This window comes from Pseudomonas sp. NFACC46-3, from assembly GCF_900114515.1.
GTDB classification, from domain to species: domain Bacteria; phylum Pseudomonadota; class Gammaproteobacteria; order Pseudomonadales; family Pseudomonadaceae; genus Aquipseudomonas; species Aquipseudomonas fluorescens_Q.
Map to the genome: position 1 here is coordinate 45,215 of NZ_FOTH01000020.1, position 14,856 is coordinate 60,070.

Sequence of the window (14,856 nt, forward strand, 5' to 3'; positions counted from 1 at the left end):
CCCGGTCAACGACTGTCAGGCCACCTCGCGGGCAAGCTCATTGGAACTTCGTATGTCTCAGGATTTGTGCTGCCGAACCAATCCCGCAGCCACCACCAACTCCTCCAACGCCAACAAATCCGGCACCTTCGCTACATGCTCACCCACCTGCACCGCCGCCTGCTCCAACCCGCACAGCGGCACGTCGACGTAGCTCAGTTGAGTGTCGAGCTTGTAGGAGCGCGGGATGCCCTGCACCAACAGCGCAATGAACCTCAGCTCCGGCCGCCCGCCCAGGGCGTTGAGCACGACGATGCGCGCTCGCTCGCCAATCACGGTTTTCTGGCCGCAGGCCGATTCGAAGCTCAGCAGCGGGATTTGCCGTTCGCGCCAGCTCACCCAACCCAGAAACCACGGCGGGGTGTCCATGTCGAAGGCGCTGCTCTGGTAGTCGATCAACTCGGCCACGGCCACGTTGGGCAGGATCAGGTGGCGGTCGGCCAGTGGCAGCAGCAGGCCGGTGAGGTGGTCAGTGCGCGAGTGATGCAGGTCATGCATGGGTTCTGCTCCAGTACGCGATGCTGTCGAGCAGCACCGATTCCTGGTACGGCTTGCCCAGGTAGTCGTTGACGCCGATGGCCATGGCACGGTCGCGGTGTTTCTGGCCGGTGCGGGAGGTGATCATGATGATCGGCAAATGTGCCAGGCGCGGGTCGTTGCGCACTTGCGTGGCCACTTCGAAGCCGTCCATGCGCGGCATCTCGATGTCCAGCAGCATCAGGTCCGGGGCGTGCTCGGCCAGCAGCGCCATGGCATCCACGCCATCCTTGGCAGTCAGGACGTGCATGCCGTGGCGCTCCAGCAGGCGACTGGTGACCTTGCGCACGGTCACCGAGTCGTCCACCACCAGCACCAGCAGCGGCCGTTGCGGTTCGCCCTCACCTTCTACCGGCACTTGGCGGCGCGGCACCTGGTGGGGCAAGGCGCGGATCGGCGCCAGCAGGTCGAGAATCAACACCACCCGGCCGTCCCCCAGGATCGTCGCCCCGGACAGGCCCTGTACCGCCGAGAACTGCGGACCGAGGCTCTTGACCACAATCTCTCGGGTCCCGGCGGTAGCGTCCACCTGCACCGCAACATGCCGCTCGTTGCACTGCACCAGCAGCACCGGCAAGGGCTGGCTCTGGCCCAGCAGTTTCGGCCGGGCGCCGGTTTTCAGCAGCTCACCGAGGTAGCACAACTCGTACCGCTGCCCGGCGTAGGTGTAGGTTGGCGGATCGAGCTGGTAATGGCCGTCCAGTTCGGCGGGCAACACCCGGACAATGCTCTCGATGGTGTTCAGCGGGATCGCGTACTGGTCTTCGTGACAGTGCACCATCAACGCCCGGTTAACCGCCACGGTAAACGGCAGGCGAATGCGGAAATGCACGCCCTGCCCCGGCGTGGAATCGATGACCATGCTGCCGCCCAATTGCCGCACCTCTTCGTGGACCACGTCCATGCCGACGCCACGCCCGGAGATCTGGGTGATTTTCTCGGCAGTGGAAAACCCTGGTTGCAGGATGAACTGCAGCACGTCGCGGTCGCTGATGTCGCTGTCCGGCGCCAGCAAGCCACGCTTGATCGCCTTGCTGCGCACCGCCTCCAGCGGCACGCCGGCGCCGTCGTCGCGGATGTCGAAAATGATGTCGCCGCCTTCCCGGGACAGGTCGAGGCTGATACGTCCTCGTGCCGGCTTGCCGGCGGCAATGCGCACGTCGGCCGGCTCCAGACCGTGGTCGACGGCGTTGCGCAGCATATGTTCAAGAGGGGCAGCCATGCGCTCCAACACGTTACGGTCCATCTCGCCGTCGGCGTTGCCGACCAGGAATTCCACGTCCTTGCCCAGCTCCTGCGCCACTTGCCGGACGATGCGCTTGAGCCGGGGCAGCATACGCTCGAAGGGCACCATGCGCGTACGCATCAGGCCTTCCTGGAGCTCGGTGTTGATACGCCCCTGCTGTTGCAGCAGGACCTCGGCATCGTGATTGCTGCGATCAAGGGTTTCCTTGAGCTCAAGCAAGTCCGAGGCGGACTCGAACAGTGCCCGGGACAGCTGCTGCAACTGGGAATGGCGGTCCATCTCCAGCGGGTCGAACTCTTCATAGCCCAGGCGCTCGGCCTCGACCTGTTGTCGGCTGAGAATTCGCCCCTGGGTTTCGGTATCCAGCCGTCGCAACTGATCGCGCATGCGCTCGATGGTGGTTTCCATTTCGCCCAGGGCCACGCGCGCGTCGTTGACCTGCTGTTCGATACGCCCACGGAAGATCGACGTTTCGCCCGCCAGGTTCACCAGGTCGTCGAGCAGTTCGGCGGAGACCTTGACCATGTCCGCACCGTCGCCCGCCGCGCCGGGGTCCGGTCTTGCAGGCGCCGCGGGTGGGCTGACGATGGGAGTAGGCACCGGCTCCGGCGCCGAGACAGCCTGCGGCGCGGCATTCTCCTGGGGATGATTCACCGCCTGGATCTGTGCAATCAGCCGGTCCGCCAGCGGGCACGGGTGGCCGGCGCGCACGGCGTCGAGCATCTGCGCCAGTCGGTCATGGCTGCTTTGCAACAAGGTGAACAGCGCCGGGGTCGGCTGCAGCAGACCCGCCGACAGACCTTCATAGAGGTTTTCCAACTCGTGGGCCAGGTCGCCGATGGGGACGATTTCCACCATGCGCGCACCGCCCTTGAGGGTGTGCAAATCCCGTAGCAAGGTTTCCACGGCCTGGCGATTCGACGGTTCTTCCTGCCAGCGCAGCAGCGCCGCGCCCGAGCTGTCGAGGATGTCGAAGCCTTCCTCAAGGAAGATTTCCAGCAACTCGGGATCATGGCCGGCGCCGTCGGCCTGGGCCGCTGCGCTCGTCTCGATGGCGTTCGGCTTGTCCTGGCGGAACCGTCGAATGGCGTCGATCAGCGCAACGGGATCGCCCAACGGCTGGCCCTGCTGCAACTGCCCGAGCAACAGGTCGAGGCGTTCATGACTGCTGGCGAGCAGTTGCGCCAGCTCCTCGCTGTAGCTGTAGCGCCGGTCCACCAGCCCTTCGTAAAGGTTTTCCAACTCCTGGGCCAGGTCGCTCACCGGCCGGATGTCGGCCATTCGCGCACCGCCCTTGAGGGTGTGCAAGTCACGTTGCAGCGAGGACAGCGGCGCGCCGTTATCCGGATCGGCCAACCAGCGTTGCAAGGCTTGTGCGGCGCTTTCGAGGATGTCTTGGGCTTCTTCGAGAAAAATCGCCGAGAGATCATCTTCCATCGAGGTATCGACGGGCGCGTCACGCTCCATTTCCGCCGTTGCGTGGCCCAGTTCGCGGATGCTCAGGGTGCGGCTGCCGTCGCTGCGGATCAGACCGGTGGCCGACGGGTCGAGGCTCTCCTGGAGCAGGCGGCGCAAGGCTTGTACCCGCGCCGGCTGCGGATGCACATGCTGCCCGGCCGCCAGCTCATCGAGCATGTCGATCAGCGCTTCATGGGCGCGCTGGGCCTCCTGGAAAAATTCATTGCTGACCGCCAGGCTGCTTTCCTCTACCGCACCGTAGAGGTCGAGCAAGGCTTCGCAGAGTTCGTCCACCGGGTGCAAGTCGGCCAAGTGCGCGCCTTCGCCGAGGGTGGTCAGCTCATCGAGCAGCGCACTCAGTTCCTGGCCTTCACCGGGGTGCTGCTGCCAGCGCTGCAAAAGGCTTTCGGCGTCCAGCAGGATGTCCATGCCCTGGGCGAGGAAGTTGTTGATCAGTTGTGGGTCGCGCTTGGTTCGCAGCACTTTGTCTGGCGCATTGTTGGCGGCGTGCAGACGCTCGGCCAGCAGGGCCTGGGCACGCAGGATCAGATCCTCGGCCCCGGGGATCGCCGCCAGCGGCTCGCTGTGCAACTGGCGCAAGCCACGGCGCAGCAGCCCTTCGGCTTCCAGCAGCAATTCGACTTCATCCAGGTCGAGGGCAATCAGATGCGCCCGGTATTCCCGGGCCAGCTCATCCATCGCCCCCGCCAGTTCGGCGATCGGCAGCACGCCGGCCATCGAAGCGCTGCCCTTGAGCGTATGCAAGGCCCGCTGCAATTCATCACTGGCCTGCAAGGGCAGGTGGTCGGCCGACTGATCGAGAAAGCGATTGAGGCTGGCGAGGTGGCCCTGGGCTTCGTTGTCGAAGATCTTCAACAGCAGCGGATCGAGAGCGGCCACGTCCTGCTCGTCTTCATCCTCCTCGTCGCCGCCCTTGGCCAGGACATGGGCGCGGGCGGCCAAGCGGTCGACGTCGTCGCGCTGGCGCTGGTGATTGGCCGCGAATTCAGCCACCAGGGCCGGCAACAACTGCACCGTGTCTTCAACCAACTGGCGGACCGAGGCCTGCGGCTCGACGCTGCGCTCCAGGACCCGGTTGAGCAGGTTTTCCACGGCCCAGGCCAGTTCACCCAGCACCAGCGCCCGGACCATCCGGCCGCTGCCCTTGAGGGTATGGAAGGCCCGGCGCAGTTCGCTCAGCGCGCCGTGGTCGTCGGGATGAGCACTCCAGCGCGGCAGGTATTCACGCAGGACGTCCAACACCTCGCCGGTTTCCTCGAGGAAGACCTCGCGCAACTCGTCGTCCACCGGACGTTCATCCAACGGTGGCGGCAACAGGCTGCCCGGGGTGCTCCTGGCCGGCGGATTGACCGCCGAGATCGGGCTGGCCAACACCTCGGCCAAGGATTGCACCGTCTGCGGGTCATCCAGTTCCTGCAAGTCCTGCATGACCTGGGCTTCGTTGGGGCTCAACACATCGTCGAGCACCGGCACCCGCGCTTCGTCAGGGAAATAACCGAGCGCAGCCAAGCTCCGCTCGACCCCATTGAGCAACGGCTCGCCGGAGGTTTCCGGGTCCTCGCTCAAGCGCTCCAGGTAGTATTCGAGGCCGGTGATCACGTCGGCCAGGTGGTCGAGTTCTTCCCACCCCGGCTGGGCCTGGTCCAGCAACAGGTGGTCGCGGATGAACGCGTTGCAGGCCTCCACCAGGCTGGCGGCACGACTCAGGGGAATCATCGCCAGCGCGCCGCGCACCTGGGTCAGCAGCGCCGGCAAGGGTTGCAGTTGCTCGCTGTTCCAGTCCGCGTCGATGTAGTCGACGATCATGTCCTTGGCCTGTTGCAGGCAGGTGTGGGCTTCCTTGATGACGATCTGGTGGATCTGGGTCAGGTCGGTGGTGGGCAGGTGGGTGTCTTCGCGGCTCTCGGGCTCGACGGTGCCGACCATGCCGGCCAGGGTCGCCTCGACGTAGAGCAAGGCTCCGGCGACGTCCATGAGGGTCGCGTCATCCGGCTCGCGCTGGCCCTGGGCGAGGCTCAGGACCACCGCCAGTTGATCGATGATGACCTTGCGCGGTTGGCCGAAACCGAGCACCGCCAGGGTGTCGGCGATCTGCCGCAGCGGCGCCAACAGGCTGTCCAGCTCCGAGGCATGCTGGCGGTCACTGCGCACGAACAGGTCCAGGCGCTCCTTGACCCGTACCAACTCCTCGCACAGCGCGGCAAGCACCGAGCGCATGGCATCGCGGTCGGGCCCGGCCAGGCGCGCGCGTTCTTCGTCGACCATGGCGCTGTCGGGCAGCGCGTCGTCCAGTGAGTAGCGTTCTTTCATGATCTGCATCTGCCCGCTGGGATGTTCGGCCTTGGCAATATAGAACAACAAGCTCTTGAGCAGGTGGGGCGGTGCCGGCTGATTGATGCCAGGCATGCCTTGGTCCAGCAGGCGCTTGAGTTCCTTGTCGGCTTCCTTGAACAGGCTGCGCAGCGCCGGGCTGTTGGCGATACGCCCGTCGCGCATGCCTTCGACCAGCGCCGAGGCCACCTGCCATAACGCATTGAGCGGCGCCCCAGCGCACAAGGTTTCCAGGCGGTGGAAGACCTTGGCCAGGTAACCCAGGTGGGTCGCGTCATCCTGTTCGCGCAACAGGCCCACCAGGGCCATTTGCAGGGTCTGGCGCAGTTTGCGCAAGGTGTTTGGCAGGTCCGCGGGTTCGAGGCGCTGCAACGCCTCGTCGCTGAGCGGCGCGATATCGGGCAACTCGGGGCTGAACAGGCTGGTTTCCGACAACAGGCTCTCGCCCCGGGCACTGCGCAGGTCGTTGATCAAGGGCAGCACCACCAGCGGCAGGTCGCGACGGGCACCTTGTACGCGGTCCAAGTAGATCGGCAACTGCCCCAAGGCCTGGCTCAACAGGCTGATGGCTTCGTCGCGATGGGTGACGCGGTTGTCCTGCAGAGCGGCGCACAGCTGCTCCATCTCCTCGGCCAGCAGCGCCGCACCGTAGAACTCGACCATCTGCAGGCCGCCGTGGACCTGGTGAATGCAGGCCAGGCATTGCCCGAGGGCGTCCGACGCCTGCGGATCGTCCACCAAGCGGTTGAGGGCCAGATGAGCCTGCTTCAGCGTTTCGGCAATCTCGCCCTTGACCCATTCCAGGGCCACATAGTCGTGCCGATCACCCATAACCACTCCAAATCCTGTGGCGAGGGGATTTATCCCCGCTGGGGCGCGAAGCGGCCCCCAAAAATGCTGAATCCAACATCTATGTCCCAGACTGGCTATTTCGGGACTGCTTCGCAGTCCAGCGGGGATAAATCCCCTCGCCACAAATGATCTTCATCACCAGACAGGTCAAACCAGTCACCCTTTTTCCTCATCGCCAGCCGCTGCCGCCGCCGGCAAGGTAAAACCCGACACCGAACGGCGCAGCTGGCTGGCCATTTTCGCCAGGTTGCCAATGCTCTCGGCAGTGGCGGTGGAACCGGATGAGGTCTGCGAGGTGATCTGCTGGATCACGTTCATGGTCAAGGAAATCTGCCCCGCCGAGGTGGTCTGTTGCTGCGCAGCGTTGGAGATGCTCTGGATCAGCGCCGCCAGGGTCTTGGACACGCCTTCGATTTCTTCCAGGGCGACGCCGGCGTCCTGGGCCAGTCGCGCACCGCGCACCACTTCGGTGGTGGTCTGCTCCATGGAAATCACCGCCTCGTTGGTGTCGGCCTGGATCGCCCGCACCAGGGTCTCGATTTGCCGGGTCGCCGCCGAAGAGCGCTCGGCCAAGCGCTGCACTTCATCGGCCACCACCGCGAACCCGCGCCCGGCATCACCGGCCATGGACGCCTGGATGGCGGCGTTGAGTGCCAGGATGTTGGTCTGGTCAGCGATGTCGTCGATCAGGCTGACAATGTCGCCAATTTCCTGGGATGACTCACCCAGGCGCTTGATGCGCTTGGCGGTGTCCTGGATCTGTTCGCGAATGTTGTCCATGCCGTGAATGGTGTTGTGCACCACCTCGTTGCCCTTGTTGGCAATTTCCACCGACCGCTCGGCCACCGCCGACGACTCGGCGGCATTGGCCGACACCTGGTCGATGGACTGGGCCATTTCATTAATTGAAGTCGAAGCTTCGGAAATCTGCTGGGCCTGGTGCTCGGAGGCCTGGGCCAGGTGCATCGCCGTGGCCTGGGTTTCCTGCACCGCAGCGGCGACCTGGCCGGCGGTCAGGTTGATGGTCGCCACCAGGTCGCGCAGTTGATCCACCGAATAGTTGATGGAATCGGCGATGGTGCCGGTGAAGTCCTCGGTGACCGAGGCCGTGACGGTCAGGTCGCCATCGGCCAGGTCTTCGATTTCATCCAGCAACCGCATGATCGCGTTCTGGTTGCGTTCGTTCTTTTGTGCGGTTTCGTGCAACTGGCGGTTGGTTTCGCGGACCATCACCAGGCCAATCAGGATGATCGACATCAGCGCCAGCAAACCCAGCACATAGCCGCCGATGGTATTGATGGACCGCCCGCCGGCGAGATTTTCGAAGGCCGTGGCCAGGTGCGAAGCCTCGTCGAGCAGGGTCTGCGACAGGTTGAAGATGTTGCCGGCCGATTCGCGGACCTTGAACAGCTCCGGGGAGGTCTCGAGGATTTCGTCCACCGAGCCGGAGACGAACTCGAAGAGCTCGCTGATTTCGCTCAGGCGTGCCCGGGCATCGCGGTCCTGGACCTGGGATATCTTCAGGGCCGGGTCACCTTGCAACATGCCATTGAGCACCTGGCCAAAACGCGCGGCGTCGCGACCAAAGGTGTCGGCGGCCTGGCTGGCGTTTTCGTCCCCCGCCAGCACGGTATTCACCGCGCCGAGAATCCGTTCGGCCAGCAACGACTGGCGCTGGGCCATGGCCACCTGGGCGGCCGGCGCGCCGCGTTGCAGCAGGATCTCGACGACTTTTTCGTACTCGACCTGCAACTGCGGCACGGTTTCGGCCAGGGTCGCCGCCACCTGGTGCAGCGACAGCACGGTCTGTTCGCTGGAGAGGATGGCATCGGTGTTCTTGAGCAGGCGTTCCCAATCCAACTGCACGGCGCGCATCTGCGGGCGCAGGGTAGCGGGCGCCGGGGGCAGGCCGGTCACCGGGTCGCCTTGTTTGAGGTAGCCCCAGCGCTGGGCGAAGTCATTGCGCGCATCGCTCAGCAGCTTGAATGCCGCGGGCTTGCCGGCGGCAGCCTCGGTGGCGTTCTTGGCGATGCGCTGGGACAGTACCCGCAGCTCACCGGCATGGCCGATGTACTGCTTGTCGTAGGAGGACTGGGTGTTGAGGTAAGCGAAGTTGGCGAACAGCAGCATGATGAAGACGATCAGCGCGACGAACAGCACGATGATCTGCGAACGACTGCGCGACGCTTCCAGTGGCTTGCCTGTTTTTGCTTTGATCATCGGTTCTCGCCTGTACTGCCCAATCCAACCCAGTCACCGCCGAACCAATGTGGGAGCGAGCTCGCTCCCACAAGGGGCCTGCGCTGCACCTCGTTAAATCGCCACATCCATGAACCCCGGCGACCGCGCCAGGGCAAACGGGCTGAACACTTGCCACTCGCGCTCGCCGCCAAACCGCCCCTTGACGAAGGCCGCTTCGGGGCCGTCAAGGTCGTCCACCAGCGTCGGTTCCAGGCTTTCCTGGGCAAAATGCTGCAGCCCAAGGACCTCGTCCACCAACAACCCGGCGAACACCTCGTCGTGATCCACCACCAACACGCGCCGCTGCTTGCGCACGGTCGACAGCTCGTGGCCAAAGAACCCGCACAAGTCCATCAACGGCAACAAGCGCCCGCGCAGGTTAGCCACTCCACGCACCCACGGCTTGACCCCGGGCAAATGCGTGTGACGTGGTTCGTGCAGCACTTCGCTGACTTCGCCCATCGGCGCCACGTACCAGTGCTCGCCCAAGCGAAAGCCGATGCCGCTCCAACCGGCGCGATGGGCCGGCTGGGAGGGCAGGTCCGCCCCCAGCAACCGGCAGCGCCGGTCGATCTGCAGCAGCAGTTCGAATGCAGTCAGGGATTGGCTCATGGCCGTGCCGTCAACCCGCCAGCACTTTGTTCAGGGTCGCGATCAGGGTTTCTTCGTCCACCGGTTTGGTCAGGTAGTCCCTCGCACCTTGGCGCGTGCCCCAGACCTTGTCGGTGTCCTGGTCCTTGGTGGTGATGATGATCACGGGGATGTGGCCGGTGTCCGGGTCCTTGGTCAACTGGCGCGTGGCCTGGAAACCGTTGAGGCCGGGCATGACGATGTCCATCAGCACCGCATCGGGTTTTTCCTGGCGGGCCAGGGCCACGCCATCGGCGCCATTCTCGGCCTTCAGGACCTGATGGCCGTGCTTTTCCAGCATGCCGGTCAGTTTGTACATTTCAGTCGGCGAATCATCGACGATCAGAACTCGTGCCATGGTGTTCCCCATTTTCTTGTTGACCCCTGGCCCGTTGGCCAAGTGTCATTAATGTGCCTGGTGCGGCTGGACAGCGGCAAAGCCCGGGACATGGGCCTGTATCGCGCCCAGCAGTTCTTCCTTGCTGAACGGCTTGGTCAAAAACTGATCGGAACCGACGATGCGCCCCTTGGCCTTGTCGAACAACCCGTCGCGGGACGACAGCATGATCACCGGCGTGGCCTTGAACGCGCTGTTGTTCTTGATCAGGGCACAGGTCTGGTAGCCATCCAGGCGCGGCATCATGATGTCGACAAAAATGATGCCCGGATGATGGTCGGCGATCTTGGCCAGGGCATCGAAACCATCGACGGCCGTGATCACCTCGCAGCCCACGTTGCGCAGCAAGGTTTCGGCGGTGCGGCGGATGGTCTTCGAATCGTCGATGACCATGACCTTCAAGGCGCTGGGTTGCTGCTGCGTGAGATGCTCTGCCATTGCCACTGCAAACCGGTTTTTAACGCGTAAGTGTGATCGACAGCGCAAACCCTTGATGTTCAAGGCCCGCACGTCACATGGCAGCCTTTTTAGCACAGTCTCCATCGCCGATCTATCGGCCGCTCGGCGCGGTGGTTTTTCCTTGACCGCCAATCTTCCGGGCGCCACTCTGACGCCACTTTTTCGCACCAATATGTGCCCATCACATTCGAGGAACCAAGCCATGAGCGTACGCGTCGGCATTGTCATGGACCCTATCGCCAGTATTTCCTATAAAAAGGATAGCTCGCTGGCCATGCTGCTGGCCGCTCAGAAGCGCGGCTGGGAGCTGTTCTACATGGAACAGCGCGACCTCTACCAGGCCGAAGGCCAGGCTCGGGCGCGGATGAAGCCGCTGAAAGTCTTCGCCAACCCCGAGAAGTGGTTTGAGCTGGGCACCGAGAGCGACGCGCTGCTGAGCGACCTGGACGTGATCCTGATGCGCAAGGATCCGCCGTTCGACATGGAGTTCGTGTACTCCACCTACCTGCTGGAACAGGCTGAAAACGCCGGCGTGCTGGTGGTCAACAAGCCCCAGAGCCTGCGCGACTGCAACGAAAAGCTGTTCGCCACGCTGTTCCCGCAGTGCACGCCACCCACCATCGTCAGCCGTCGCCCGGACGTGTTGCGTGAGTTCGCCGACCACCACGGCGACGTGATCCTCAAACCCCTGGACGGCATGGGCGGCTCTTCGATTTTCCGCCACACCGCCGGCCACCCGAACCTGTCGGTGATCCTCGAAACCCTGACCTTGCACGGCAAGCAGCAGATCATGATCCAGGGCTACCTGCCGGCCATCGTCGACGGTGACAAACGCATCCTGATGATCGACGGCGAACCGGTGGATTATTGCCTGGCGCGCATCCCGGCCGCCGGCGAAACCCGTGGCAACCTGGCGGCCGGCGGGCGTGGCGAGGCGCGTCCATTGACCGAGAAGGATCGCTGGATCGCCGCCCAGGTCGGCCCGACCCTGCGCGAGAAAGGCCTGTTGTTCGTGGGCCTGGATGTGATCGGCGAGCACCTGACGGAAATCAACGTCACCAGCCCGACCTGCATCCGCGAGATCGACAACGCCTTTGGCACCGACATCGGCGGGATGCTGATGGATGCCATCGATCAGAAGCTCAAGGCTCGTTGATCCAGATCCTGCTGAAGGAAACCCACATTGCGTTATCATGCCCGGCCTGAAAAAAACGCGATGTTGGTTTCCTTGTCATGACACTCCCGTCCGATCTGCCTCAAGAGCTCGCCCATCGTGGCGTGCGCCCGGCTGATCGCCTCGGTTTTACCCTGTTCCTGGCGGCGCTGATCCACCTAGCCCTGCTGCTGGGCGTCGGGTTTGCCACGGTCGAGCCCAAGCAGATCAGCCAGACCCTGGAAATCACCCTGGCCACCTTCAAGAGCGAGACCAAGCCCAAGAAGGCCGACTTCCTCGCCCAGGAAAACCAGCAAGGCAGCGGCACCCTGGAAAAAAAGGCGATCCCCAAGACCACCGAGATCGCGCCATTCCAGGATACCAAGGTACAAAAAGTCACCCCGCCGCCAGCCGCCAAGCCCGAGGTGCAGGAGACGGCGCCCAAGGCCGCCGTGACCACCGTGGCGCCAAAACCGAAAAAGGCCCCGGTCAAGGAAGAGGTCAAGCCTGATCCCAAGCCCAAGGCCCCCGAACCCACTTTCGACAGCTCACAGTTGTCCAGCGACATCGCCAGCCTGGAAGCCGAACTGGCCCAGGAGCAACAGCTCTACGCCAAGCGCCCGCGCATCCATCGCCTGAGCGCCGCTTCGACCATGCGCGACAAGGGCGCCTGGTACAAGGACGAATGGCGCAAGAAGGTCGAGCGCATCGGCAACCTCAACTACCCCGACGAAGCCCGGCGCAAACAGATCTACGGCAACCTGCGGCTGATGGTCTCGATCAACCGCGATGGCTCGTTGTATGAAGTGCTGGTACTAGAGTCCTCCGGCCAGCCGCTGCTGGACCAGGCCGCCCAGCGGATCGTGCGCCTGGCTGCGCCGTTCGCGCCGTTTACCGGGGATTTGTCGGACATCGACCGACTGGAAATCATCCGCACCTGGAAGTTTGCCCGTGGCGATCGGCTTTCGAGCAATTGAACGAGAGCGGCGTGCCTCGCCCAACTGCATGCAGTGAGCGAGTCGGGCCGCCAGGCTGGCCAGCACAAACCCGACATTAGCCATTGGCAGCAGGGCCTTGCCAGGTCCGGGCGAGGAGGAAAACCTAACTGTTCTGTCTGTGGCACCCGACGATGGCCGCCCGCACAATGCCTGACGATGCCAACCCAGGTGTACGTCATGTCGACTGTTGAAAAGCAATTGCTTTGTCGCTATCACTACGACCCCTTGGACAAACTGGTCGGCCAGCAGGTGCCAGGCCAACCCGACCTGCAGCGCTTCTACTGTCGGCACCGCCTGGCCACCGAAATCCAGGGCGCCCTGCGGTATTCACTGGTCCAGCAAGCAGACTTGCTCCTGGCTCAACAGAGCCAGCCAGGCGAGACGCGCCTGTTGGCAACCGACCAGCAGCGCTCGATCCTGCACACGCTCGACAGCGCGGGTGAACGCAACCCCGTGGCCTATTCGGCCTATGGTCATCGCCCTGCGCAAAACGGCCTGCTGAGCCTGCTCGGTTTCAACGGCGAACGCCCGGATCCCATAACGGGCCATTATCTACTGGGCAATGGCTACCGGGCTTTCAACCCAGTGCTGATGCGCTTCAACAGCCCGGACAGCTGGAGCCCCTTCAGGCCGGGTATCTTGAACAGCTATGCCTACTGCCTGGGAGACCCAATAAACAGGAGGGATGATAATGGTCATTTACCAGTAAAATGGATAATGAGAATTCCTTTCAGGAAAATTAAACTTCATTTTTTAAGCAAGAAAATCAATCGTGCCACTACAAATACAATCCGCACATTCCGCACATATAAAACATCCACAGATGAACAACTACAGAAGCTTATTAACGAAGGTATACCCGGCGCCTTGGAGAGTGCCCACCGAGGAATATCTCTTCAGAATTTAGCCGCGAATAAATTTTTTTTAACCCATCGGGCATATGGGGACCAACTTAAAAAATTTTCTTTGCCAATGCAGGAGGAAATTATTTCGCAGATTGAAGCGACTAGACTCAAATACAGCAACTACAAGGGCTCTGACAACTGGGTAAAAGGCAAAGTCTATCGTCTACAGTCACATCTAGTAAAAGACCAGCCACGCCAACCTGCAACAACATGGTCCTTGCAACTCCAAGATCTCCTAGATTCTCCTGAAACAACCAGTTCCATGATTAAGGACGTCAGCGCACAAGACATTGAGTGGATAGCCCAAAACCTATCAACTCCAGATCGCGTCCCCTACGATGAAGCGGTGAAGAGGTTCAATCAGCTGCATGAGCTGAGAAATAAAGTGCGCGGTCCTCGACAACGAGGTTAACGTCTATAAAACACATTCCTTCGAGGCGCACGCCCTTGTCAGCTCGACAAGGCGGAGCCTACCGGCCCGCGCAATGCTTGCCGGCCATGTCGCTGACACCGCTTGTCAGCCGCCCCGCCCAGCGCCACACTAGCGCCTATGAAAAACGTCAGCCCCACCTACCTCAAGCATCACTTCCTGATTGCCATGCCGCACATGGCCGATCCGAATTTTGCCCACACCTTGACCTACATCGTCGAGCACACGGCCAATGGGGCCATGGGGCTGGTAATCAATCGCCCGCAGGAATTGAACCTGGCGGACATCCTGGAGCAGTTGCGCCCCGAGGTCGAACCGCCACTCTTGTGCCAGCACGTGCCGATTTTCATCGGCGGCCCGGTGCAGACTGACCGCGGTTTCGTGCTCCACCCGTCGGGCCCCAAATACCAGGCCACCGTGGACCTGGACGGGGTGTCACTGTCCACCTCCCAGGACGTGCTGTTCGCCATCGCCGACGGCGTCGGCCCGGAGAAAAGCCTGATCGCCCTCGGCTATGCCGGTTGGGAACCCGGGCAACTGGAAGCCGAACTGGCCGACAACGCCTGGCTGACCTGCCCGTTCGACGCCGATATCCTGTTCAACACCAGCAGCGAACTGCGCCTGGAAGCGGCGGCCAGCCGGCTGGGGGTCAACCTCAGCCTGCTCACCAGCCAGGCAGGACACGCCTGATGGCGCTGCGCTTGCTGCTGGGCTTCGATTACGGCACCAAACAGATCGGCGTCGCGGTCGGCCAGGTCATTACCGGCCAGGCCCGTGAGCTGTGCACCTTGAAGGCACAGAATGGCGTTCCGGACTGGAACCAGGTCGAAGCGCTGATCAAGGAGTGGAAACCCGACGCCGTGGTGGTCGGCCTGCCGCTGAATATGGACGGTACGCCCAGCGACATGTGCCTGCGCGCCGAAAAATTCGCCCGCCGGCTCAACGGTCGCTACAACCTGCCCTTCTATACCCATGACGAACGCCTGACCACCTTCGAGGCCAAGGGCGAGCGCCTGGTGCGCGGTGGGCAGAAAGGCAGTTACCGCGACAACCCGGTGGACGCCATCGCCGCCGCCCTGCTGTTGCAAGGCTGGCTCGACGCCAACGCCGCCCTGTTCGAAACCTGATTTTTTACAAAGCGCCGCCAAGGCGCTTTCTT

General features: G+C 62.9%; 11 protein-coding genes. 5 read left to right on the forward strand and 6 right to left on the reverse strand.

What is annotated here, in order from left to right; all coding sequences use genetic code 11:
* Positions 1-57 precede the first annotated feature (57 nt).
* From BM300_RS19450 to BM300_RS19475, 6 genes are all read right to left on the reverse strand, one after another.
* Entirely contained in the window at positions 58-537 is a 480-nt protein-coding gene (locus BM300_RS19450) for a chemotaxis protein CheW (RefSeq protein ID WP_092463686.1), read from the reverse strand.
* On the reverse strand, positions 530-6,463 hold the full coding sequence (locus BM300_RS19455) for an Hpt domain-containing protein (RefSeq protein ID WP_092463689.1): 5,934 nt from the start codon (positions 6,461-6,463) through the stop codon (positions 530-532). The genes BM300_RS19450 and BM300_RS19455 overlap by 8 nt, the downstream gene beginning before the upstream one ends.
* A 177-nt stretch (positions 6,464-6,640) precedes the next feature.
* On the reverse strand, positions 6,641-8,704 hold the full coding sequence (locus BM300_RS19460; protein WP_063323971.1) for a methyl-accepting chemotaxis protein: 2,064 nt from the start codon (positions 8,702-8,704) through the stop codon (positions 6,641-6,643).
* 93 nt (positions 8,705-8,797) lie between these two features.
* Complete coding sequence (locus tag BM300_RS19465) at positions 8,798-9,337, reverse strand: chemotaxis protein CheW (protein WP_072346228.1); 540 nt, start codon at positions 9,335-9,337, stop codon at positions 8,798-8,800.
* Positions 9,338-9,347: 10 nt separating this feature from the next.
* Entirely contained in the window at positions 9,348-9,713 is a 366-nt protein-coding gene (gene pilH / locus BM300_RS19470) for a twitching motility response regulator PilH (protein WP_063325209.1), read from the reverse strand.
* A gap of 48 nt (positions 9,714-9,761) precedes the next feature.
* Positions 9,762-10,190, reverse strand: a complete 429-nt coding sequence (locus tag BM300_RS19475; RefSeq protein WP_003206467.1) for a response regulator — start codon at positions 10,188-10,190, stop codon at positions 9,762-9,764.
* Positions 10,191-10,413: 223 nt separating this feature from the next.
* On the opposite strand from BM300_RS19475, the gene gshB reads away from it, so the two are divergent.
* The 5 genes from gshB to ruvX all read left to right on the forward strand — a co-directional run bounded on the left by gshB (position 10,414) and on the right by ruvX (position 14,824).
* Entirely contained in the window at positions 10,414-11,367 is a 954-nt protein-coding gene (gshB, locus tag BM300_RS19480; protein WP_063323969.1) for a glutathione synthase, read from the forward strand.
* A gap of 77 nt (positions 11,368-11,444) precedes the next feature.
* On the forward strand, positions 11,445-12,341 hold the full coding sequence (locus BM300_RS19485) for an energy transducer TonB (protein WP_057449546.1): 897 nt from the start codon (positions 11,445-11,447) through the stop codon (positions 12,339-12,341).
* A 198-nt stretch (positions 12,342-12,539) separates the two neighbouring features.
* The gene (locus tag BM300_RS19490) at positions 12,540-13,679 is read left to right on the forward strand and encodes an RHS repeat-associated core domain-containing protein (RefSeq protein ID WP_092345236.1); all 1,140 of its coding nucleotides are present in this window, start codon (positions 12,540-12,542) and stop codon (positions 13,677-13,679) included.
* A gap of 138 nt (positions 13,680-13,817) precedes the next feature.
* Positions 13,818-14,387, forward strand: a complete 570-nt coding sequence (locus BM300_RS19495; RefSeq protein ID WP_003206472.1) for a YqgE/AlgH family protein — start codon at positions 13,818-13,820, stop codon at positions 14,385-14,387.
* Entirely contained in the window at positions 14,387-14,824 is a 438-nt protein-coding gene (ruvX, locus tag BM300_RS19500; RefSeq protein WP_003177497.1) for a Holliday junction resolvase RuvX, read from the forward strand. Before BM300_RS19495 ends, ruvX begins: the two co-directional genes overlap by 1 nt.
* Positions 14,825-14,856: the final 32 nt, after the last annotated feature.

Excerpts from the sequence above, each read along its gene's own strand:
- BM300_RS19450 (WP_092463686.1), bottom strand. The coding sequence starts at position 537 with ATGCATGACCTGCATCACTCGCGCACTGACCACCTCACCGGCCTGCTG.
- BM300_RS19455 (WP_092463689.1), bottom strand. The coding sequence starts at position 6,463 with ATGGGTGATCGGCACGACTATGTGGCCCTGGAATGGGTCAAGGGCGAG.
- BM300_RS19460 (WP_063323971.1), bottom strand. The coding sequence starts at position 8,704 with ATGATCAAAGCAAAAACAGGCAAGCCACTGGAAGCGTCGCGCAGTCGT.
- BM300_RS19465 (WP_072346228.1), bottom strand. The coding sequence starts at position 9,337 with ATGAGCCAATCCCTGACTGCATTCGAACTGCTGCTGCAGATCGACCGG.
- pilH (WP_063325209.1), bottom strand. The coding sequence starts at position 9,713 with ATGGCACGAGTTCTGATCGTCGATGATTCGCCGACTGAAATGTACAAA.
- BM300_RS19475 (WP_003206467.1), bottom strand. The coding sequence starts at position 10,190 with ATGGCAGAGCATCTCACGCAGCAGCAACCCAGCGCCTTGAAGGTCATG.
- gshB (WP_063323969.1), top strand. The coding sequence starts at position 10,414 with ATGAGCGTACGCGTCGGCATTGTCATGGACCCTATCGCCAGTATTTCC.
- BM300_RS19485 (WP_057449546.1), top strand. The coding sequence starts at position 11,445 with ATGACACTCCCGTCCGATCTGCCTCAAGAGCTCGCCCATCGTGGCGTG.
- BM300_RS19490 (WP_092345236.1), top strand. The coding sequence starts at position 12,540 with ATGTCGACTGTTGAAAAGCAATTGCTTTGTCGCTATCACTACGACCCC.
- BM300_RS19495 (WP_003206472.1), top strand. The coding sequence starts at position 13,818 with ATGAAAAACGTCAGCCCCACCTACCTCAAGCATCACTTCCTGATTGCC.
- ruvX (WP_003177497.1), top strand. The coding sequence starts at position 14,387 with ATGGCGCTGCGCTTGCTGCTGGGCTTCGATTACGGCACCAAACAGATC.